The following is a 20,203-nucleotide window of genomic DNA, read 5'->3' as shown; positions in this document are numbered from 1 at the left end:
TTATCAGAAATTTACCACTTATTTTAAATCAAGCTATGTCAGATACACATCAAGCAGAAGACATCCGTCAGTTGACGGAAAAAGTAAAAGAAAAAAACTACTTATTTTCTCTTCTGAGACAGGAAATCAACAAAGTTATTATTGGACAGGAATATATGATAGACCGCCTTTTGGTAGGACTTCTGGGGAATGGTCACGTTCTTCTTGAAGGAGTGCCTGGTTTGGCTAAGACCTTAGCAATAAAAACTTTAGCTGATGCCGTTCATGGTGATTTTTCAAGAATTCAGTTTACACCGGATCTGCTTCCTGCTGATGTGGTGGGAACGATGATTTATAGTATCAAAGACAATGATTTTTCTATAAAAAAAGGACCTGTATTTGCGAATTTTGTACTGGCGGATGAGATCAACCGTGCGCCGGCAAAGGTGCAGTCAGCTCTTCTGGAGGTGATGCAGGAAAAGCAGGTGACTATTGGTGATGAAACTATGAAGTTACCTAAACCGTTCCTGGTATTGGCCACTCAGAATCCAATTGACCAGGAGGGGACTTACCTGCTTCCGGAGGCGCAGAGTGACCGTTTCATGCTGAAATGTACCATAGATTATCCTTCTTTTGAAGATGAAAGACTGGTAATGAGAATGGTTTCTACTTCACATCAGCCTACAGTGAAGCCTGTGATTTCTCTTCAGGATATTGTAGAGGCCAAAGAATTGATCAACCAGATTTATCTGGATGAGAAAATTGAAAAATATATTCTTGATATGGTTTTTGCAACACGTTATCCTGAAAATTATGGACTTTCTGAGCTTAAAAATTATATCAGTTTTGGAGCTTCTCCAAGAGCATCCATCAATCTTGCTATTGCGTCAAGAGCTTATGCATTCTTAAAAGGAAGAGCTTTTGTTATTCCCGAAGATGTGAAAGCTTTGGCTAAAGATGTACTGAGACATAGAATGGGGCTTACTTTTGAGGCTGAAGCAGAGGAAATTTCTACCGAAGAAATCATTAACAGAATTTTAGCAAAAATCCAGGCTCCGTAATGAGTGAGGTTATTATAAGAAAAGCGGTTCAGGAAGATTGCGGCTCCATGCTGGAATTAATCAGAGAACTGGCAGAATATGAAAAAGCTTTGCAAGAAGTTATTATTACTGTAGATCAATTTACAGAAGATGGTTTCGGCAAATCTCCTGTTTGGGGGGCTTTTGTTGCTGAGCTTAATGGTGAAATTGTAGGAATATCATTATATTACGACAGATATTCAACCTGGAAAGGAAGAAGACTTTACCTTGAAGATCTTGTAGTGACCGAAAGAATGAGGGGAATGCAGATCGGAAAAAAATTATTTGACGCTACTGTAGAACACGGAATAAATAATGAGTACAGTGGAATGGTATTTCAGGTATTGAACTGGAATGAGCCTGCCATCAATTTTTATAAAAAATACAGTCCGAAATTTGATGATGAATGGTTGAATGTATCCATTGAATTCAAAAACTAGGAAGTAGACATCAGGAGCTGAAAATTGTAAAGCATCCGAATCTTAAATTTAAATTTTAAACCCGTCTATGCAGATAAAAGATATTGTAAAAAAGGTAAAGCAGATAGAAATCCGTACCAGAAGAAAGACGGAGGCTGCTTTGATGGGACAATATCACAGTGCCTTCAAAGGGCAGGGAATGACTTTTTCTGAAGTTCGTCCGTACCAGTTTGGTGATGAGATCAGAAGGATCGACTGGAACAAAACAGCACGTTTCCGTGAACCTTTTGTGAAAGTAATGGAAGAGGAGAGGGAGCTTACAATGATGCTCATAGTAGATATATCTGCTTCTATGGATTATGGTACGAAAGTCCAGTTGAAAAGAGAATATGTTGCGGAAATTGCGGCCAGCCTGGGGTTTTCAGCGGCCGGAAATAATGATAAAGTAGGATTGATCCTGTTTGCAGATAAAGTATATAAAGTGATTCCTCCCCAAAAAGGAAGAAAACATATCCTTTCCATTATCAGTACTATTCTGACCGCAGATTATGTACCTGCGGAATCTAAAATAGATAAAGCACTTGAATATATGATGGGGATTTTTAAAAGAAAATCTTTGGTATTTCTATTTTCCGATTTTGCGGATGAATATGACTCCAAAATGCTGAGAGTAGCCTCTAAAAAACACCATTTGCTGGGAATGAGGATTTATGATGAAAAAGATAATGAGATTCCTGATGTGGGCTACACCCTTCTGTATGATGCAGAAACAGGAAAACAGATATGGGCCAATACTTCCAATGCAAGATGGAGATATACTTTTGCGGAAGCCCAAAAACAAAAATTAAGAGCTTTAGAAGAAGATTTTGCCAATAGTTCGGCCAGTTTTATGAATATTAATACCGGTTCGGATTATTCAAAATTACTGTATAATTATTTTCAGAAAAAATAACATTGGGCAAAACCCATATATAAAAACTTAAGGCTTTAGCCTTTATTATTTTAACATTGAGAAAAATACTATTAATATTATCTTTTTTCATCTGTGCGAATGCTTTTTCACAGATATTATCTTCCAACGTAGAAAAGAAAACAATTGCGCTAGGCGAAGTGAACCACCTTATTGTTAAGATTGATAACCTTAATGAGCAACAGGTAACTTCTGCTCCGAAAAATGAACTCCTTCCTTTTCATTTTGAAGAAACTAAAGACAGCATTGGGCAGAATGCCAACTCTTATGAAAGAAAAATAGAATTTGCAGTTTTTGAAGAAGGGAAATTTACCATTCCGGAACTTGAGTTTAAAGTGGGAGATAAAATCCTTAAAACTATTCCTTATGAAATAGAGGTGATTAATACAGCGCAAAAAGCTGATCAGATCAGTGATATTATGAAGAATAAGGAAGTGAAGCTTGCTACCAGAGACTATTGGGAACTGTATAAGTTTTATATCCTTGCAGCCTTAGCAGCTATCGCTTTGATTATTGCGATTATCATGATTATAAAATGGGGCAGAAAAACAAAAAGCTCTCCTGTTGTCGCAACCAATCAGACTTTAAAAGAACTTGATTCTCTTAAAAAGAAAAAATATATTGAAGGAGGTAATTTCCGTTCATTTTATGTTGAACTGATTGATATTTCCAGAAACTTTATTACAAAACAATATCACCTTCCTGCAGATGTACTTCTTACTGATGATCTTATTGATGTAATGAAAAAGAACAACACCATCTCTCAGGATAATGAAAAAATAGTGGAAGATGTTTTCCTAAGAGGAGATCTTGTGAAGTTTGCCAAAACCTTTCCGGATCAGGAAACAATGGAAAAAGATTTTGCCAATATCAGAGACTTTGTGAAGAGATCATCCAAAGATCTAGAATTTGAAAACTTGAGAAAGGATGTTTGATTTTGAATTTTACAGTCCATGGTTCTTACTGCTTTTTCTGCTGTTTATTCCTCTTTTTATAAAAGATGCAGGTAAACGGGAAAAGAAAGGGATAAAAGTGCCTACGATAAAAAATATGGATGACAGCAGTGGAATCCGTGGAGTACTCTTTGTATTGAAAATATCAAAGTATATCATTCTTTCTGCCCTGATTATTGCAATGGCAAGACCGAGGACCTTTACCATTTCTCAGGATAGAGATGATACAAAAGGAATTGATATTATGCTGTCAATAGATGTATCTCTCAGTATGCTGGCAAAAGATTTAAATCCCGACCGTATCACTGCCTTAAAAGATATTGCGGTGAAATTTGTTCAGAAGCGCCCTAATGACAGGATAGGAGTTGTGGCTTATGCCGCAGAAGCTTTTACAAAAGTTCCCGTTACTTCAGATCATCAGGTTGTAATTGATGAAATTAAAAACCTGAATTCTGCAGGTCTTGAACCGGGAACAGCTATTGGAGAAGGACTTTCTGTTGCTGTAAATCATTTGATAAAAAGTAAAGCCAAAAGTAAAGTAGTCATTCTGATGACGGATGGAGTAAGTAATATTCAGAATGCTATACCTCCGCAGGTTGCTGCTGAGCTGGCAAAAAATAATAATATAAGAGTATATGCTATAGGAATAGGAACCAATGGCTATGCACTGATGCCTACATCTCAGGATATTTTTGGAGATCTTGTCTTCACAGAAGCTGAGGTAACTATTGATGAAAATACATTGAGAGAAATTGCGCAGACTACAGGGGGGAAATATTTCAGGGCTACATCAAACAGCAGTCTTGAAGAGGTGTATGATGAGATCAACCAGTTGGAAAAATCGGATGTGAAGATTTCAAAACTTTACAACTATGATGAGTATTTTAAGATATTCCTTTGGATTGCTTTAGGAATGCTGATGTTGGATGCACTGTTGAGATGGGTGTTTTATAAAATTTTAAGCTGATGAGTTGGTCTTTAGGAAATTATTGGTATTTATTATTACTGTTGCTTCTCCCGCTGTTAGCTTCTTTTCTGATCCGTTTTTTGAAATGGAGAAGTAAAAAGAGGGAAATTTTTGCAGCCAGTGAGTTTCATGACAGTCTATTTGAAAAAAGTTCAGGATTTACAAAGTTTTTTCCTGTGTTATATCTCCTGGGAACCTTGTTTTTAATATTCTCAATTATCGATCTTCTCAATGGTTCTGAAGAAGTAAAAAGCAGTCAGAAGCTGAATAATGTTATTTTTATGCTGGATGTCTCCAATTCTATGAATGCGGAGGATATTAACCCAAGCCGTCTTAGTGAGGCCAAAAACTTAATGCTGGGGACCATGCAGAAAATGAAAAATGATAAAGTAGGAATCGTCATATTTGCAGGACAGGCAATGTCTATCATGCCGCTGACTACCGATTATAATTCTGCTGAAACCTACATCAGCGGTATTGAAACCAGTTCTATGCAGATGCAGGGAACTGATTTTCTAAAAGGAATGCAGGCAGCAGCAGAGAAATTTAAAAATGTAAGCAAAGGATCCAGAAAAGTAATATTGCTGAGTGACGGAGAGGATAATGAAGGAAATGATAATGCCGCAATAAGGCTTGCCAATAAAGAAGGAATCAGTATTACTTCAGTAGGAGTAGGTACGGATGAAGGCGCTCCGGTTCCGGAATATGTCTATGGTCAGCTGATGGGCTACAAAACAGATATGAATGGCAGTACGGTAATCTCCAAAAGGCAGACTGATGCGCTGAAGAAGATGGCCGAATCTACTGGAGGAACTTATATTGACGGGAATAATATCAACGAAGCTCCTGACAGGATTCTGGATGCAGTTAACAGGAAATCATCAGGCTCTGAAACCTTGGTGAAATCACAGAATGCCAATCACTATTATCAGTATTTTTTAGCTGTTTCCATTCTTTTCTTCTTTTTAATTTATATTTTTAATCCTAAAAAGGATTTTAATGTGTAGTTTCCCTACAAGTGATCATGATTCCAAAGTATACTTTAACCGAATTTTAACAAATAAAACCCTGTTTCTTAACATATAAAGGGATAATTTTGCAAGTGATGAATACTAAAATTATATTTTTATCGTTTATTCTTACTTTCTCTTTCTCAGGCATTTTGTTTGGGCAGGAAAATTATAGGACTTTAGTTCATGAAGGTAATCAGAAATTTGACGGTAAAGACTATGATGGGGCGTCTTCAAAGTATATGGAAGCTGTAAAAGACAATGATAAAGATTTTACGGCCCACTATAATATGGGAAATGCTTTGTATAAAAGTAAAAAGTATGAAGAGGCTAAGGCTGAGTTTGAAAAAGCAGAAAAACTTTCGCAGACCCTTCCTGATAAAGCTGCAGCCCTTCATAATTTAGGAAATACCTATATGCAGATGAGCCAGCCGGAAAAAGCGGCAGACTATTATAAAAAAGCATTAAAGCAAAATCCATACAGCGAGGCAACAAGAAAAAACTATGAAATTGCCAAACTGAAAGAAAAGGAAAAAGAACAACAGAAGAACCAGCAGGATAACTCAGGAAAAGGAGGCGGCGGTAATGATCAGAACAAAGGAGAAGATCAGAAAGGAGATAAAGACCAAAAGCAAGATCAGGGAAATGGTCCGCAGAACGAAGGCAAAAGTGACCAGGGCAATAATCCTCAGCAAAATAAAAATGAGGGCAGAATGCCAAAAGACCTTGAAAATGCGATCTTAGATAAAATAAACGAAAAAGAAAAAGAAACCGCCAGAAGAATTTTAAACAAAAATTCTTATTCGATGCCTGAAAGCAACGAGAAAGATTGGTGATGCAGTACAAATTAATTTACATATTGCTTACTTTGGCTTCCGTAATTACTTACGGACAGGTAAATCTTTCTATGGATGCAGATAAAACTGAATATGGTGGAAAAGACATCGTAAACCTGACCATTGTACTGGAGCTTAACGGGAGTGATCTTGAACAGCAGACCAAATTCCAGCTTCCGGATCTTTCAAAATTCAATATCATAGGCAGCGGCTCTGTTACAAATACTGTAATTGATCCTGCCACTAATTTATTAGTTACCCAAAAAGTATCCAGAATAGCCCTTGAGCCTAAGAAAAAAGGTAAAATAAAGATAGGATCTGTACTGGTAACGATCAATAATAAAATCTATAAAACTGAACCTTTTGAGGTTAATGTTAAAGATATTGTCGATAAAAAATCTTTAGCCAGTAATGTTTCCAATGATGTATATCTGAATATGGAAATTGAGGACAGGGATGTTTATCAGGATCAGCCTACTTTTGCTGTTTTGAAAGTCTATTCCAGAAATATGGATAACCTTAGAAAGGTAAAGGATATCCGTCTTCCTCAGCAGGATAATATCAATGTACATGCGGTCAGTTTTCATAAATCTGAAATAGATCCTTCCGGGTATGCAAATATGCCTTCCCAGGTGCTTGCTGTATTTATGGTATTTCCAAATGAAGCAGGATATGTGGAGGTTCCCGCTGTTTCAGCATCTGTAAATTCTTATTCAAGTAAAAATAAAATTGTTTCCAATAAAGTAAAACTTATCGTTAGAAAACTTCCGGAAGGAGCTCCTGAATGTTTTAAAAATGCGGTAGGAAACTTCAATGTAAACGTTTATAGTGCTTCCAAAGAAAAACCTGAGGCCAAAAAGCCTATAAATGTAATCGTAAAAGTATCCGGAGAAGGTAATCTGCCGGATATGGTACTTCCAAAGATACTGGCATCACCGGACTATGAAGTTTATGCTCCAAAGATTTCTTCTAAAGTTACCCCGGGAACTACAGGAATGAAAGGTGAAATTCTTGCCAATTATGTGGTAATTCCAAATAAATCCGGAGCCATATCCATAAAAACGGAACAGTTTGCTTTCTTTGATCCTGAGAACAGAGAATATGTAGATCTAGGTCAGAAAACACTGGATGTAAATGCTTTTTCCCATGATCAGATACTGGAAGCCCGCTCTACAGTAGAAAAGGTAAATGAATATACCAATAATCTTCTGGAGACCGTAAATACACCTGTTTTAAAAACAACTTCCTTAAAAGTAAAAGAAAAAAGCAAGTTCCACTGGAATATTTTATTGACTAATATTGCGATTCTTTTAGGTTTATTTGTTGCTTATTTATTATTTAAAACTTGGCAAAAAAAACGTACATTAGTTAGGGAAACCGTACCTTCAAAACCCTTAGGATCAGTGGCTGAAACTGAACAGGAGATAAGAGAATTGATGAAAACGGATATTAACGATTATTTTGGTTATCTTGAAAACCTTAAAGATAATGAAGAGTATGAAAAGTTTTTTGTGACGTTGGATGAGCTGGACCAGGAAGTTAGAAATCAGTATTTCCATGGCTCTGCTGGAGAGTTTAAGACTTTTCTTGAAAAATACAAAGGTTCTTCCGTTGCAGAAGACTACAGTACAATGCAGCAGAAAATTCAAATGGAGAAATATGCTCCTGTGAAATCTCAGGAGGGTCTTGAGGAACTTTTGAAAACTATTGTTAATTTATATTCACAAATTAGCAAATAATCAGTTTATTTTCATATTTTTGCGAAATTTTTAATTACAAAGAGATGGAAATTTTTGATGGTTTCTCTATTAAAGAGATTGTTACCAGCTTCATGGTTCTTTTTGCCGTAATCGATATTATTGGCTCAGTTCCTATTATAGTAAGCCTTCAGCAGAAGTTCGGAAAAATAGAAGCCGGAAGAGCTTCCATTACCGCCGGAGCAATTATGATTGTTTTCCTGTTTGTAGGAAATAAGATTCTAAAGCTGATTGGAGTAGATGTAAATTCGTTTGCCATTGCCGGAGCTTTTGTGATTTTTATCATAGCGCTGGAAATGATTCTAGGAATTGAAATCAATAAAACAACCGAAGCAAAGGCTGCATCTATCGTTCCCATCGCATTTCCACTGGTTGCGGGAGCTGGAACGTTAACAACCGCCTTATCTCTTAGAGCTGAATTTCATGATATTAATATTATTTGTGGAATCATACTTAATACAATTTTCGTATATTTGGTGCTGAAATCAGCGAAGTGGTTAGAACGAAAAATAGGAGATGCTACACTAATGATTCTTCAGAAAGTTTTTGGTATTATCCTTTTGGCGATTTCAATTAAATTATTCACCGCAAATTTTGCTCAATTGGTGCAGAATTATATTAATTTTTAAATATCATGCAGAAGTTTTATAAGGTATTTCTAGTAGTATTTATCGTTTTCATGGCAATCAATCTTTATGCTATCAATTGGCAAACAGATATTTTAGGTGATGAAGACAATTTGAGATTTGTGTTTTCAGCATCAGCCGCTGCGATTGGTCTTCTTGTGCTTTTCGTTATGGATACATGGAGCAGAATTGGAGCTAAAAAAATAAAGTAAAATATTAAAAAATATAAAAAATGCCTCTTTCATCCGGAAGAGGCATTTTTTTATGAACAGATATTGCTGTTAAACTTCAGAATTTCTGAATGAAAAAGCTTTTTAGTCCTTTGTATTTAACCTGAAATAAGTAATTAAATACTTTCTTGAAGATTAAGAAATTACCAGGTTTTTCAATATTGCTTCAGACTTAAGTTCTGTTTCTATCCATTCTTTTTCAGGGTTGCTTTGTGCGGTAATTCCACCACCAACAAAGATATGTACTGCATTTTTATAAAGTCTGGCACATCGCAGATTTACAAAATACTGAATGCTTTCTTGGGTTTCGATCTTACTGTAGCCTGCATAGAATTCACGCGAGTATTTCTCATACTTCCGGATATTCGCATTGCAAAAATCTTTGGGAATACCACACACTGCCGGAGTAGGGTGCAGGTCCCTGATAAGCTGATCCAGATCTTCCGGATTTATATTGGTTTTAAAATCGGTCCGTAAATGCTTAATATTTCCGGAAATATGATCATAAGTTTCTGATTGCTGAACGTGTTCGGAATAATTTTTAAGAATATTCTGAATATAAGCAGTAACCGGTTTCTGTTCTTCAATTTCTTTTTCAGACCATGCTTCAGAGACAGGAAGAGTTCCCGCTAATGCCATGGTTTCAAATTCATGAGTTTCTTTATTAAACTTTCCAAGAACCTCAGAAAAAGCCCCCATCCATGCGTTTTCACCATCATTGAACAGATATCTGAAAGCATTGGGGTAAGATTGGCATAGATTATTGAAACTCTCCTTATAATCAATCACTGTAAAATCTGTAACAATCTTCCTTCTCGAGTAAACCAGTTTGGGTAAGTTGTTTTCTTTAATTACTGCAATTACCTGTTGCAGTGTATGACCATATTCTTCCTTGGTTTCTGCTTCGGTACTGGTTGTATTACTGATTAGTGATTCATTTGTAATAGAAGTTGTATTGAATTCAAACGGGTCGATTTCAATAATATCTCCGTTGAAGCTTATCTGAGAATCACCGTTATAAGAATGAAAGTTAACAGCGGTATTATCGTTTTTCTCATCTACAGACTGCAATCTCTCGTCGAAAGGAAGTTTGAAATAAATCATTAGTTATGAATGGATTTTGAAAATCGTCGCCCGGAAATAATATAGGAAATTCCGAAGTTGATTTTCCTTTCTGCAAAGGTATTATTAGTCTTAAAAATGTCAAAATTAAAACAGTCTTTTTTGAGATAAAAATCTGGCGATGTTGCTATAAGTGTATAAAAAAAGCTCAATTTTAAGTTGAGCTTTCTATGTTTATGGAAATGATACCGCTTTATCTGTGAATAATAGCATTGGTCATTGTCGTATGATTGATCAAAGTTCCTTTTTCATCACGAATTTCAATCTCAGACACGTGCATCGTTTTTCCTTTTCTGATAAATCGGGCAGTGGCTGTTACTTCTCCGTCTTTTTTACTTCTCAGATGATTGGAGTTGATATTGGTGCCAACCCCGTAATATTTATCTCCATCTATAAAAATATTAGACAGGCTTGATCCTAAAGTTTCTGCCAACACGCAACTGGCTCCTCCGTGCATAATCCCAAAAGGCTGATGCGTTCTAGGAAGCACTGGCATAACAGCTGTTAGGGTCTCATTTTCGAGATCAATATCAATGAATTTGATCTCAAGGGTTTTCGCAAGGGTTTCGCCACCCCAGTTATTGATAAATGTTAATATTTCTTCTTTTGTCTGACCTTTCATTTTTATAATAGATAAATGGTGAGTAATAATAGATAAATGAAAATGGGAAAGTAATTTGTTTCTAAATTTTTTCCTCTCCTGTTCCCATAATATTAGGATTCCAGTTGGCAGGAACCTTAGGGACAATATCATTTTTTATATAGTAATCCTGAATTTCCTGCATAATTTCAGAAAAAGGGACGGATGCTATTCTTTCATATGGAATAGTATACCCCAGATAAACAGTGTTTCTTTTAAAATCACCTGCTGCCAGTACGATAGGAACTTTAGCTGCTAAAGCCATGTGATAGAAACCCTTTCTCCATTTCGGAACCCAGCTTCTTGTTCCCTCAGGGGTAATCACAAGGCTGAAATTTTCTTTTGAAAACCGATTGGCTACAAAATTCACAAGATCATTTTTCTGAGTTCTGTCGATACCAATTCCTCCAAGACCTCTTACAATACTGCCATACCACGCTTTGGTATGGGCATCTTTGATAATTATTTTCAATGGTTTGTTCAAGGACCAGTAGGCAAAGTTTCCTAAAATGTATTCCATGTTGTGGGTATGGGGTGCCACCACAAGGATGCACCTGTCCAGGTTGTTTACATCGCCCTGTAGAACGACTTTCCAGCCTAATAATTTTAACATCAGTTTGCCTATAAGCTTTTTCATAGATTCTTGGATTAAAAACAAAAAAGTATAACCATATTTTGGTTATACTTTACAAATATATTGAAATATTATCGCTCTTAAAACAAACCGTTAATTAAATCTACGATTTTCATTACGAATTCCATTGCAAATTGTATCATGATAAGGCTGTGTTTTTTGTTAATTGGTTATTATAATTTAGCTTTACGAAATTAAAACTTTTTTTTTACATGGAGAACTAAATATTGTTTTTTTTTCACTTTTCTGAGAGAAGAAGGGTGTGAATTTCAAACGGTTGCCATCCATTCACACCTTCTACCACTCTCTGAAGTTAATTATTTAGTTTGTATGGAAATTTCGTTTTTCCCGTCTTTGATTTTGATGTCCACATCTTTGTTTATTTTCTTGATGTTGGACGCTACAGAATCAATTACTTTCTTTGCCTGGTTATTTGGAACTTTTTTACCATTGATGATGATGCTGTCTTTATCATCAGAATTATATTCAATGCTTGAACCGTTCACCGTGATCTTATTTTTTTCAATTCTGATACCGTTGTGGTTCTCAGATTCGTCCTGATCATTGTCATTAATACCGTCTCCATTCAGATCTCCATCAAAGCTGATATGATCTTTCTTCACAGGAATTACTATTGTTCTCTGAGGAACTACAAGTTCGTAATCCACTCTGTAATTTCTGAATCTTTGTTCATAAGGATATTTAATGAAGTTGGGAAGCATTACCTTATTTCCTATTATTTCTACAGGAACTGTTACCTGCACCGGCACATTGTATCCCTCTCCCTCTTTTTTGATAATCAGATAAGGTGTTTTGATATCTGGCTTTCTTGTTACATCTACAGAGATATAATCTTCTTCAAATACAGTTTTCTTATCAGAGTAGATGTCATCATCATAAGCTTTGAAATTCTGAGGAATATTCACCTGCTTGATGTCTACATAAAGCGTATCTGATGTTGTATTGATTGCGATGTTTTCAGTATCTTCTTTATTACCTTGGTAGATCATATTTTTCTTGGCCATACTTACTCCAAAATAAGCTCCCAACCCAAGTAATAAAAGGAAGATTCCTCCTAATACCCAGCCGATATTTCTTAGTTTTGTTTTTGGAGAAAAGATTTTGATACTTAATAAACTGAAGATAATAGCCGGAATTAAACTTCCTAGAATCATTATAGCTACTAAAACTTTATCAAGTCCGTTTTCCCCCATATAGAATTCTATTTTGTTAGCTCCAGGGAAATCAGCACCAGTTCCAAACAATCCGAAGATGACGAAAATTCCGATGATACTTCCTACTGCCATCAGTACCAGTAATACCCCTACAATATATTTTAATACATTCCAGATCCCGCTTCCTGCATTATTGATATAAGGCTTGTTTTCGTTGTAGATTTCTCCGACTCTCTGAGTAGATTCATTAGCAAACTGAACCAGTTTGTTGGACTCATTTTTAAGATTATCGAAGTTCATAGGCTTTCCCTGCATTTTCAGGAAATCTGCTGCTGTTTCAGCTTTTGGAAGTACAATCCAAAGGATGATATAAAGCAGTCCTATTAATGAAGAAGAAATAGCCGCTGTAAAAATTCCTAAGACAAAAACTCCTAGCCAGATAGCTCTCATGGCAGTAATATCCATTCCTACATACTGAGCTAAACCTGCGCATACCCCTGCAATCTTTTGTTTTTCAGGATCACGGAATAATTGCTTTTTGTCTGTATAATTGCTTCCTGTGGTATTGTTTTTAGGTGTTGTTTTTTCAGAAAAATAAGCCTCTTCCTGTTCTTCTATTTTTTCCGGGCTTCCGATCTGAGCAATTACCTTTTCTACATCGGTATCATTGATCACTTCACGTTTTCCCAGTGAATCTCTGAAGATCTCCACCATTCTTATTTCTATGTCATGCATTACCTCATCCGCTTCCGAAGCATCCAGTGAGCTTCTCAGAGCATTAAGGTAATCGCTAAGCTTTATATATGCGTGTTCTTCTATGGTAAAAGAAAAACCTGCGAGTCCTATTGAGAGTGTCTTGTTCATAGCTTTGTTTTTTAATTTTGTTGGGTGATTTGGTTCACTGAGGCTGTCAGTTCATTCCATGTATTCTGAAGTTCATCCAGGAAAAGTTTTCCTTTTTCTGTAATCTGATAATATTTTCTGGGTGGTCCCCCAGTAGACTCTTCCCATCTGTAAGAGAGAAACTCCCCGTTTTTAAGTCTTGTAAGAAGAGGGTAGAGGGTCCCTTCCACTACATCCAGTTTTCCTTTTTTCAGCTCGTCAATAAGATCAGAAACATACATTTCGCGATTATTGATGAGACTTAGAATACAGAATTCCAGAATTCCTTTTCGCATTTGCGCTTTGGTATTTTCAGTATTCATCTTTAATAAGTTTTGTTAATTAGTTATATTTTCAGAAAAATGCTCCTAGCTAGTTGAGCCTATTCTAATTTTACATTACAAAGATATATAAATAAAATGGTATTATGCAATACAAAGTAGTGAAATTTTGAAAATAATATATTTAACCATTTGAAAAACAGTGTTATAATTTTCAAGTTAGTTTTTCTTAAATGTCACTAAATGAGAACTTTTATGAGAATTTTAAATTTTATCTTAGGTTTTAGTAAGCCTATATAGTCTAATCACTGTTAATTTTTGCGGTCTGTTATTTGTTTTATTGATTCCAAAAGCAACAGTCACTCACAACAGGGTAGCAGTATTAATAACGATGGAATGAAAAGTAATAATGGATAGCAGGTAACGGTTTCAAAAAATAGTATGGTGTGAAACTGTATTATACATTGGAATGAAAAGAGATTTTGAGATCGGTGTTATGATTCGTATTTTTGTTAAGATTTTTTTTAAACACCTTAATTCACAGTAACTATTATCATGAAAATTTTGAATCATTACAGAAATTTATCTGCTTTTCTTCTATTGGGGCCCTTATGTTTCGGTCAATATCAATTTGAAGTAAAAAATGTATCAAAGAATTATAATGCGATTATCCATATGGAGAATTGTGTTGATGATCGGTGTAAAGACAGAGGAACTGTAGAACTCTTCGATAACAAAAACAGCAAAATTCAGACGTTTGTTTCCGATGATCTCATTTTCGATTTAAATCCTGATCAAAAAGCGGTTCCTGGAAAAATGATTCAGCTAAGCACTGATCAAAGTCCGGTAATTATGGAAGATTTTAATTTTGACGGTACCGAAGATATAGCAGTAAGAAATGGGAGCATGGGTAACTATAGCGGAGCTTCTTATGATGTATACGTATTCAACATTACCAAAATGGGTTTTGTAAAGAGTAAAGAACTTACTGAACTTGGATCTGGTTATCTGGGCCTGTTTGAAACGGATGCTAAACGCAAACGGCTAATTGCTACAGGGAAATCAGGCTGCTGCAGGATTTTTGTCACAGAATTTGCGGTGATTCCCAATAAAGGATTAGATAAAGTATTGGAAAGAGAAGAAGATATGACAGAAGAAGGCCAAATAAAAGTTACCACCAGTGAAAAAGTAAAAAATAAATGGATTACCAAAACGAAGGTATATCCTTCAGATGAATATAATAAAGAAAAGTAAGATGAAGATACAGAAAGAGATCGATTTTATCCTGGCAGTGGATGCTTTGAAGAATGTACAGAGAAGAAATTATAATGCAGATGACTCCCGGAGAGAGAATACGGCGGAACACTCCTGGCAGATTGTTATTTTGGCACAGATCCTTTATCCATATGCAAAAAACCGTGAAGACATTGATCTGCTGAGAGTGATAAGAATGCTTTCTATTCATGATCTTGTGGAGATTGAAGCAGGTGATACGTTCCTTTTTGATGAAGCAGGGATGGTGGGTAAGTTTGATAGAGAAAAGATTTCCGCACAAAATATCTTCGGAATTCTGGATGAGCCTTTGCGTACAGACTTCTTTAATCTATGGCTTGAGTTTGAAGAGGAAAAAACTCCCGATGCCATTTTTGCATGTGCTATCGACAGAATTATGCCATTTATCTTAAATTCATATACTTCAGGAAAAAGCTGGACAGAAGCGGGTGTTACAGAAAAGCAGATCAGAAATATGCTTGAAAATGCGATCACCAGAGCATCAGATGAAATGGGAGAGGCTTTTGAATTATTGCTGAACCAAAATCTGGAAACTGAAAAGGTATTGAAATAATTTAAAAAAGGAAAAGACACTGTTCATTGGCTGAGCAGTGTCTTTTTACAGATGATCTGTGGAATTTTTATTGAGTCAGTAATAAGAAATTGTCAGGATTTAATAAAATCCCTTTTTGGGAATAAAATCCGGACATACTGTTGTATACATAAAATCTCAGTTCGAAATTCTTATAAGAAGTATCAAGTTTAAACTTTACTTCTTTCCCATCTTTAGACCAAACCGGATTTTTAACGACAATAATAGTATTGCTGGTTTGTTTTTTATCTATGTATTCGAATAATCTCAACTGGAGGGTAGATGTTTTTTTCATAGGCTCTGTGAATCGTAAAACCATATTGTTTAGATCCGCTTTTTCAAAGTCGCTGTTGTTGGCATCTAAAACAGAAGGCTGGGAGATTTTTGGTCCTATTTTCTTTGTCCACTGTAACAATGGAGTATATAATTTTTCCAGACTCTTATTTTTTTTATAAAGCTCTATCACTTTCTCAGAAAATAAATTCTGAGCAATAAACCCACGTCGGATATTGACTTTGTGATAGATCGTAGAGAGACTGTCAGTTTTTTCTTTCGGGAATTTTTCTCTGATAAATAAGTCGTAAACAGCCCATGTCATATATTCATTGAATGAGCTTATACCAGGATATCCTGATTTTTTATCCCAATTGTTCAAGTTGAAGGCCGCTGTTATTTCCTTTGAATATTGATCTGAGATAGGGTTAACATAGCCATGATCAATTTCTGAAAATACAGTATGATTATCAAGAATTCTTCGTGCAATGTTATTTTTTAAATTTCCACGGATAAGATCTTCTCCGATATCAGGAAAATCAACGGTTAATGAACTATTGATATCTCTATGACAATTTTGTCCACCTACTAAAGGAGAGATTGCTATGACATAGTTTTTGGTATTTTCAGCGGTTACTTTGCCGACAATTTTGTCCAAAAAAGCATAGGTATCATTGATGTAATAATACTCTTTATAATTGTTGATTAAGGTATTGTAAAACTGTTGATGGTCTTTAAAAAAAGCCCTGTAATTCGACTTTTTTACAAAATCATTTATTAATTCAATATTTTCATCTACTTCTTTTGGTCCAAATGAATTGAAAGGATAGTCTCTTTTGAGTATTCCTTTTTCGTCAAATGAAAAAGCATAAAAATCAGTTCGGAAACCCAGAAATTTCTTCCAATCACTTCGCGAGTAATTTACTTTTTGTAACAACGGGTGATCTTTTACGGGCTTAAAATAAGTCATGATCTCATCATAATACGGAGGAATCTTCTGAACATCATAAGGATCTGTTTGGCCATATTCTGTAAGTGCTAAAATAATATTTCCCAATTCGTAACTTTCCGGAAGTTCAATTTTGACATTTTTTTGTGCTGCTATGGAAACAGAAAGGATAAGGGCGATGATTAAGATAAGTTTTTTCATTGAATAAGGTTCTTCGTTTTTAGTAGCAGAAAAACATTTTTTTATTTTTTTCCTGGGTTGGCTAAATTAAGTAAAAAAACAAACGAATTCACTGAATTTTTTGGTGATGATATTGTAAGGTAAAAAAGTTTCGGGCGGCCAAAGGCCGCCCGAAACTTTTTTATGAATTATAGAATCTGAATTGGTTTTTTGAATTCGTCAATTGCTACAAATGTAAAATCACCAACGATTGCTTTTTCTCTTTCATAAGAATACATCTGTTCTGTGTAGATCTCAACATTTACCTTCATACTCGTTTTTCCAACATAGGAAACTCTTCCGATCAGCTCTACAATAGTTCCTGCCGGGATAGGTTTCTTAAAATCGATCTTGTCACTGCTTACCGTTACCACTCTTTTTCTTGCAAAACGTGTTGCTGTGATAAAAGCTACTTCATCCATCAACTGCATGGCAGTACCTCCGAAAAGGGTATCATAATGATTGGTTGTGTTTGGGAAAACCGCTTTAAAGATTCTGGTTTCGGATGTTTCAATTCTTTCTTCTGTCGTCATATTTCATTATTAATTAAAGCGAAATGAAATCGTATCAAAACAACAGAATAATGACAGGAACCCTTGGAAATTCCCGAAACAATCCATCAGATCAATAAAACTTCATATCGCGAAAGTTTTTTGTTTAAGAAATAGGCAGGTCTCCTGACTTGTAACATCTTTTATCTCCTTCCCATGCCCCGCACAGTGGATCTTTGATAAAGATTACAGTTACTTACAGTTGCGCGACAGTCCGTGATTTTCACACGGTTCCCTTTTAATTTGCGGTTAGGCAAAACCAGTTTCTATGATGAATAAGTATTACACTTTTTCGGGTGCAAAAATAATGAATTTATTCCGGATTATGATAAATAATCTGACTGATTACTCTTCCCTTCTTAATGGTCCAAAGGGTTGTATATCTGTTTTCTCCTGTACCATTGATCATATAAAGGAAAATATTGTCAGTGTCAAGAGAAGTTACTCCTACATTATCAAAATCCATTGTGGGCTGGAACATATTTTTGATAGCTTCTCTTACAAAAACAGAGCCTCTTCCGGGTTGCTGTACTCTGATAGACTTTATCTCCGTCATTCCTTCAGGGAGATCATTCCCAATTCCCCATGGCTTTACTTTATCTATGGTAAGGAGTTTCCCATCTGCATCTTTTTCCTTTTTACGGTAACCAGCATTGGAAGGATAAACATCAATGACTACTTTACTTCTTTGAGCGGTAGGGATTTTCGGATCAGAATTGTCCGTGAAGATAAGGGATCTTCCGTTTTTAGATTTAGAGGGAGTATAAGCCGGAAGCTGATCAATGTAAGCAATACGTTCCTTATTTACCATTCCTTCTTTATCCAACGTTTCATAACGTACAAATGGCTTGTCATCATCCTGTTTTTCAGGATATTTGATCCAGATCCATTCGGTTTCTCCTGGAGCAGGTTTTACATAAACAAACACATCCCCTTTGCGCATACGTATTTTATCTACAATTTTTCTGTAATTGTCTTTATGCACCCTTACGTTGGCGTATCCTTCTTCAGCTTTTACAACGCCGAAAGGAACTTTATTCTGACCTTTAACGAAGGCTAGAGAAAAAATACTAAAAGCGGACAGATAAAATGCTTTGTTTATGAAAGTCATCATGAAAATTTTTTGATCCTTCAAATATATAAATTAAATACTTTTCGACAGATAATTATATTGCCGTAATGCCTGTAAGTTCTACATTTTTAAAAATATAATAATTTGTGGTTAAAATATGACACAGTTATTGAATTTTATATTAATTTTCATTCTGATTTTAAAACTAATAACTATGACCAAAAAACTACTTTTTTGCTCCTTCCTATTATTGGGAGCTTTTTCATTGTATCAATCTAAAAATTCTACAGCAACATCGGTTACTAAAAAAGCATTTACAATTCCTATAAATGTTGTTGTTTCTAACATTTCTACTACTTCAGCAACGGTAATGTGGGATCCGATTGCAGGGGCTACAAGCTTTGCAGTGAGGTTTAGGCCAGTTGGTCCTAATCTATGGAGCAGTATATCAGTATTTAATACAAATGGGTATACATTTACAGACCTTCAGCCTTGTACAGCTTATGAAGTGCAGATTATAGATGTTGCTTCGGGGGATATTTCAACTTCAGTAATTTTTTACACCTCTCTGAATTATTGCATTTCTGCATCTACAGACTCCAATATAATGCATATTTCCAACGTTACGGTAACTTCTACAGGAGTGACAAATCCAATGATCAGCAATTCAGGACCTTCTAATTACACAGATTACAGAACAGATCCAGGCCGTAGAGTCAAGTTCTTTGCAGGAAGTCCGGCAAATAAACTTTCGGTAACCAATACGTGGACCGGCACCGCTGGCCCTATAACGGTAAATGCATGGATTGATATTAATGGAAATGGAGTCTTTGAAGCTGTGGAAAAAGTAATGAATGCTAATGTCAGTTCCGCAATACCGGTGGTATCTACATTCCCTATCCCAGGGTATCCTACCATACCAAGCGCTCTTATTGGCGGATGCGGTGTAACGATGCGTGTTATTTCCAGCCAGACATTCCCAACTGGTGCCTGTGGAACATTTACCTATGGAGAAGTGGAAGATTACGGTGTAGATTTTTTAGATCCTTTTCTCGCAGTAAAAGAACCTGGACAATCTGCTAAACCTGAAATTTATCCAAATCCGGCATCTGACATTTTAAATGTCTCTGGAATTTCGGAAGCAGCCGATTTTGAAATTTATAATGCTGTAGGACAAAAAGCAGGAGAAGGGAAAACTTCAGATCATAAAGTAAAACTTCAGCGTTTGCCCCAAGGAGTTTATTTTATCCAGTTAAAAGATAAAGAAAATATAACACGCTTTAAATTTATTAAGAAGTAACTCTAAAATATTTTATAGCCCAAGTACAAGATCTATTTATGAATGTATGAGGATAAAATAATATAGGCGGTCTCAAAAATGTGGCAGCCTGTATTTATGTGTAGTATAGAAGGAATTCTAAGATTCTGTACGATGTCGGCAAGGTTCATAGACTGTTTCGATATCATTTTTAAGGAAATAAGAAAATATTCCATAGAAAAGTAAGATGATCAGGAAGAAGATCCCTGTAATATAAAATGCACTTGCAAAGCCATAGCTGATTGAAACTCCGCTTCCGAAACCCATTTCGATTTTATTATTTCCCATTCCTTCCATTTTTGACTGGAAAGTCCGGTAAAAAGATAAAAAGGAAGCCAGCCCTACCACGGAAAAGACCATAGGATACAGATACTTTTTTCTAATACTTTTTATCAGC

At 35.6% G+C, this 20,203-nt stretch carries 22 protein-coding genes and 1 riboswitch; of the genes, 13 read left to right on the top strand and 9 right to left on the bottom strand.

Annotated elements, in window-relative coordinates:
- Nucleotides 1-35 precede the first annotated feature (35 nt).
- The 10 genes from LF887_RS17430 to LF887_RS17385 all read left to right on the top strand — a co-directional run bounded on the left by LF887_RS17430 (nucleotide 36) and on the right by LF887_RS17385 (nucleotide 8,808).
- On the top strand, nucleotides 36-1,040 hold the full coding sequence (locus tag LF887_RS17430; RefSeq protein WP_236855525.1) for an AAA family ATPase: 1,005 nt from the start codon (nucleotides 36-38) through the stop codon (nucleotides 1,038-1,040).
- Nucleotides 1,040-1,498 carry a GNAT family N-acetyltransferase gene (locus tag LF887_RS17425; protein ID WP_236855524.1) on the top strand — a complete coding sequence of 153 codons (459 nt, stop codon included), beginning with the start codon at nucleotides 1,040-1,042 and terminating at the stop codon, nucleotides 1,496-1,498. Before LF887_RS17430 ends, LF887_RS17425 begins: the two co-directional genes overlap by 1 nt.
- A gap of 67 nt (nucleotides 1,499-1,565) precedes the next feature.
- Nucleotides 1,566-2,429, top strand: a complete 864-nt coding sequence (locus LF887_RS17420) for a DUF58 domain-containing protein (RefSeq protein WP_236855523.1) — start codon at nucleotides 1,566-1,568, stop codon at nucleotides 2,427-2,429.
- A gap of 56 nt (nucleotides 2,430-2,485) precedes the next feature.
- A complete protein-coding gene (locus tag LF887_RS17415; RefSeq protein WP_236855522.1) occupies nucleotides 2,486-3,382 on the top strand; it encodes a BatD family protein in 897 nt (298 codons plus the stop codon).
- A complete protein-coding gene (locus tag LF887_RS17410; RefSeq protein WP_236855521.1) occupies nucleotides 3,375-4,367 on the top strand; it encodes a VWA domain-containing protein in 993 nt (330 codons plus the stop codon). Before LF887_RS17415 ends, LF887_RS17410 begins: the two co-directional genes overlap by 8 nt.
- The gene (locus LF887_RS17405; protein WP_236855520.1) at nucleotides 4,367-5,374 is read left to right on the top strand and encodes a vWA domain-containing protein; all 1,008 of its coding nucleotides are present in this window, start codon (nucleotides 4,367-4,369) and stop codon (nucleotides 5,372-5,374) included. The genes LF887_RS17410 and LF887_RS17405 overlap by 1 nt, the downstream gene beginning before the upstream one ends.
- 98 nt (nucleotides 5,375-5,472) lie before the next feature.
- Nucleotides 5,473-6,213: a tetratricopeptide repeat protein gene (locus LF887_RS17400; protein ID WP_236855519.1), complete on the top strand. Its 741-nt coding sequence runs from the start codon at nucleotides 5,473-5,475 to the stop codon at nucleotides 6,211-6,213.
- Complete coding sequence (locus tag LF887_RS17395; RefSeq protein WP_236855518.1) at nucleotides 6,213-7,952, top strand: BatD family protein; 1,740 nt, start codon at nucleotides 6,213-6,215, stop codon at nucleotides 7,950-7,952. The genes LF887_RS17400 and LF887_RS17395 overlap by 1 nt, the downstream gene beginning before the upstream one ends.
- Nucleotides 7,953-7,996: 44 nt before the next feature.
- Nucleotides 7,997-8,599, top strand: coding sequence for a MarC family protein (locus LF887_RS17390; RefSeq protein WP_236855517.1), 603 nt, complete (start codon nucleotides 7,997-7,999; stop codon nucleotides 8,597-8,599).
- A 5-nt stretch (nucleotides 8,600-8,604) separates the two neighbouring features.
- Nucleotides 8,605-8,808 carry a hypothetical protein gene (locus LF887_RS17385; protein ID WP_236855516.1) on the top strand — a complete coding sequence of 68 codons (204 nt, stop codon included), beginning with the start codon at nucleotides 8,605-8,607 and terminating at the stop codon, nucleotides 8,806-8,808.
- Between the two features lie 153 nt (nucleotides 8,809-8,961).
- Here LF887_RS17385 and LF887_RS17380 read toward each other — a convergent pair whose 3' ends face one another.
- The 5 genes from LF887_RS17380 to LF887_RS17360 form a co-directional block, all read right to left on the bottom strand.
- Nucleotides 8,962-9,930 (bottom strand): chorismate-binding protein, encoded by a 969-nt coding sequence (locus tag LF887_RS17380; RefSeq protein ID WP_236855515.1) that lies wholly within the window; start codon nucleotides 9,928-9,930, stop codon nucleotides 8,962-8,964.
- 211 nt (nucleotides 9,931-10,141) lie between these two features.
- The gene (locus LF887_RS17375) at nucleotides 10,142-10,570 is read right to left on the bottom strand and encodes a PaaI family thioesterase (RefSeq protein ID WP_236855514.1); all 429 of its coding nucleotides are present in this window, start codon (nucleotides 10,568-10,570) and stop codon (nucleotides 10,142-10,144) included.
- A 61-nt stretch (nucleotides 10,571-10,631) separates the two neighbouring features.
- A complete protein-coding gene (locus tag LF887_RS17370; protein ID WP_236855513.1) occupies nucleotides 10,632-11,225 on the bottom strand; it encodes a 1-acyl-sn-glycerol-3-phosphate acyltransferase in 594 nt (197 codons plus the stop codon).
- Nucleotides 11,226-11,539: 314 nt separating this feature from the next.
- Nucleotides 11,540-13,261, bottom strand: coding sequence for a PspC domain-containing protein (locus LF887_RS17365; protein WP_236855512.1), 1,722 nt, complete (start codon nucleotides 13,259-13,261; stop codon nucleotides 11,540-11,542).
- 11 nt (nucleotides 13,262-13,272) lie between these two features.
- Nucleotides 13,273-13,602: a PadR family transcriptional regulator gene (locus LF887_RS17360; RefSeq protein ID WP_103234940.1), complete on the bottom strand. Its 330-nt coding sequence runs from the start codon at nucleotides 13,600-13,602 to the stop codon at nucleotides 13,273-13,275.
- A 513-nt stretch (nucleotides 13,603-14,115) separates the two neighbouring features.
- Here LF887_RS17360 and LF887_RS17355 point away from each other — a divergent pair.
- Nucleotides 14,116-14,814: an XAC2610-related protein gene (locus LF887_RS17355; protein ID WP_236855511.1), complete on the top strand. Its 699-nt coding sequence runs from the start codon at nucleotides 14,116-14,118 to the stop codon at nucleotides 14,812-14,814.
- A 1-nt stretch (nucleotide 14,815) separates the two neighbouring features.
- Nucleotides 14,816-15,406 (top strand): HD domain-containing protein, encoded by a 591-nt coding sequence (locus LF887_RS17350; protein WP_236855510.1) that lies wholly within the window; start codon nucleotides 14,816-14,818, stop codon nucleotides 15,404-15,406.
- Nucleotides 15,407-15,473: 67 nt separating this feature from the next.
- On the opposite strand, the gene LF887_RS17345 is transcribed toward LF887_RS17350, so the two are convergent.
- The 3 genes from LF887_RS17345 to LF887_RS17335 form a co-directional block, all read right to left on the bottom strand.
- On the bottom strand, nucleotides 15,474-16,847 hold the full coding sequence (locus LF887_RS17345) for a DUF4932 domain-containing protein (protein ID WP_236855509.1): 1,374 nt from the start codon (nucleotides 16,845-16,847) through the stop codon (nucleotides 15,474-15,476).
- Nucleotides 16,848-17,014: 167 nt separating this feature from the next.
- The gene (locus LF887_RS17340) at nucleotides 17,015-17,398 is read right to left on the bottom strand and encodes an acyl-CoA thioesterase (RefSeq protein WP_236855508.1); all 384 of its coding nucleotides are present in this window, start codon (nucleotides 17,396-17,398) and stop codon (nucleotides 17,015-17,017) included.
- A 116-nt stretch (nucleotides 17,399-17,514) separates the two neighbouring features.
- Nucleotides 17,515-17,695, bottom strand: a riboswitch (cobalamin riboswitch).
- Between the two features lie 34 nt (nucleotides 17,696-17,729).
- Entirely contained in the window at nucleotides 17,730-18,530 is an 801-nt protein-coding gene (locus LF887_RS17335) for a hypothetical protein (RefSeq protein ID WP_236855507.1), read from the bottom strand.
- A 172-nt stretch (nucleotides 18,531-18,702) separates the two neighbouring features.
- Here LF887_RS17335 and LF887_RS17330 point away from each other — a divergent pair, with 172 nt between their 5' ends.
- The gene (locus LF887_RS17330) at nucleotides 18,703-19,788 is read left to right on the top strand and encodes a GEVED domain-containing protein (RefSeq protein ID WP_236855506.1); all 1,086 of its coding nucleotides are present in this window, start codon (nucleotides 18,703-18,705) and stop codon (nucleotides 19,786-19,788) included.
- Between the two features lie 117 nt (nucleotides 19,789-19,905).
- On the opposite strand, the gene LF887_RS17325 is transcribed toward LF887_RS17330, so the two are convergent.
- Nucleotides 19,906-20,094, bottom strand: a complete 189-nt coding sequence (locus LF887_RS17325) for a hypothetical protein (protein ID WP_236855505.1) — start codon at nucleotides 20,092-20,094, stop codon at nucleotides 19,906-19,908.
- Between the last annotated feature and the right edge of the window lie 109 nt (nucleotides 20,095-20,203).

The organism is Chryseobacterium sp. MEBOG06 (assembly GCF_021869765.1).
Lineage (GTDB): Bacteria > Bacteroidota > Bacteroidia > Flavobacteriales > Weeksellaceae > Chryseobacterium.
Note: the sequence above shows the minus strand (reverse complement) of the source record. Positions and strands in the feature narration are given on the sequence as shown.

Coding starts and splice junctions, on each gene's coding strand:
- LF887_RS17430 (WP_236855525.1), top strand. CDS start 36: ATGTCAGATACACATCAAGCAGAAGACATCCGTCAGTTGACGGAAAAA.
- LF887_RS17425 (WP_236855524.1), top strand. CDS start 1,040: ATGAGTGAGGTTATTATAAGAAAAGCGGTTCAGGAAGATTGCGGCTCC.
- LF887_RS17420 (WP_236855523.1), top strand. CDS start 1,566: ATGCAGATAAAAGATATTGTAAAAAAGGTAAAGCAGATAGAAATCCGT.
- LF887_RS17410 (WP_236855521.1), top strand. CDS start 3,375: ATGTTTGATTTTGAATTTTACAGTCCATGGTTCTTACTGCTTTTTCTG.
- LF887_RS17405 (WP_236855520.1), top strand. CDS start 4,367: ATGAGTTGGTCTTTAGGAAATTATTGGTATTTATTATTACTGTTGCTT.
- LF887_RS17400 (WP_236855519.1), top strand. CDS start 5,473: ATGAATACTAAAATTATATTTTTATCGTTTATTCTTACTTTCTCTTTC.
- LF887_RS17395 (WP_236855518.1), top strand. CDS start 6,213: ATGCAGTACAAATTAATTTACATATTGCTTACTTTGGCTTCCGTAATT.
- LF887_RS17390 (WP_236855517.1), top strand. CDS start 7,997: ATGGAAATTTTTGATGGTTTCTCTATTAAAGAGATTGTTACCAGCTTC.
- LF887_RS17385 (WP_236855516.1), top strand. CDS start 8,605: ATGCAGAAGTTTTATAAGGTATTTCTAGTAGTATTTATCGTTTTCATG.
- LF887_RS17380 (WP_236855515.1), bottom strand. CDS start 9,930: ATGATTTATTTCAAACTTCCTTTCGACGAGAGATTGCAGTCTGTAGAT.
- LF887_RS17375 (WP_236855514.1), bottom strand. CDS start 10,570: ATGAAAGGTCAGACAAAAGAAGAAATATTAACATTTATCAATAACTGG.
- LF887_RS17370 (WP_236855513.1), bottom strand. CDS start 11,225: ATGAAAAAGCTTATAGGCAAACTGATGTTAAAATTATTAGGCTGGAAA.
- LF887_RS17365 (WP_236855512.1), bottom strand. CDS start 13,261: ATGAACAAGACACTCTCAATAGGACTCGCAGGTTTTTCTTTTACCATA.
- LF887_RS17360 (WP_103234940.1), bottom strand. CDS start 13,602: ATGAATACTGAAAATACCAAAGCGCAAATGCGAAAAGGAATTCTGGAA.
- LF887_RS17355 (WP_236855511.1), top strand. CDS start 14,116: ATGAAAATTTTGAATCATTACAGAAATTTATCTGCTTTTCTTCTATTG.
- LF887_RS17350 (WP_236855510.1), top strand. CDS start 14,816: ATGAAGATACAGAAAGAGATCGATTTTATCCTGGCAGTGGATGCTTTG.
- LF887_RS17345 (WP_236855509.1), bottom strand. CDS start 16,847: ATGAAAAAACTTATCTTAATCATCGCCCTTATCCTTTCTGTTTCCATA.
- LF887_RS17340 (WP_236855508.1), bottom strand. CDS start 17,398: ATGACGACAGAAGAAAGAATTGAAACATCCGAAACCAGAATCTTTAAA.
- LF887_RS17335 (WP_236855507.1), bottom strand. CDS start 18,530: ATGATGACTTTCATAAACAAAGCATTTTATCTGTCCGCTTTTAGTATT.
- LF887_RS17330 (WP_236855506.1), top strand. CDS start 18,703: ATGACCAAAAAACTACTTTTTTGCTCCTTCCTATTATTGGGAGCTTTT.
- LF887_RS17325 (WP_236855505.1), bottom strand. CDS start 20,094: ATGGGAAATAATAAAATCGAAATGGGTTTCGGAAGCGGAGTTTCAATC.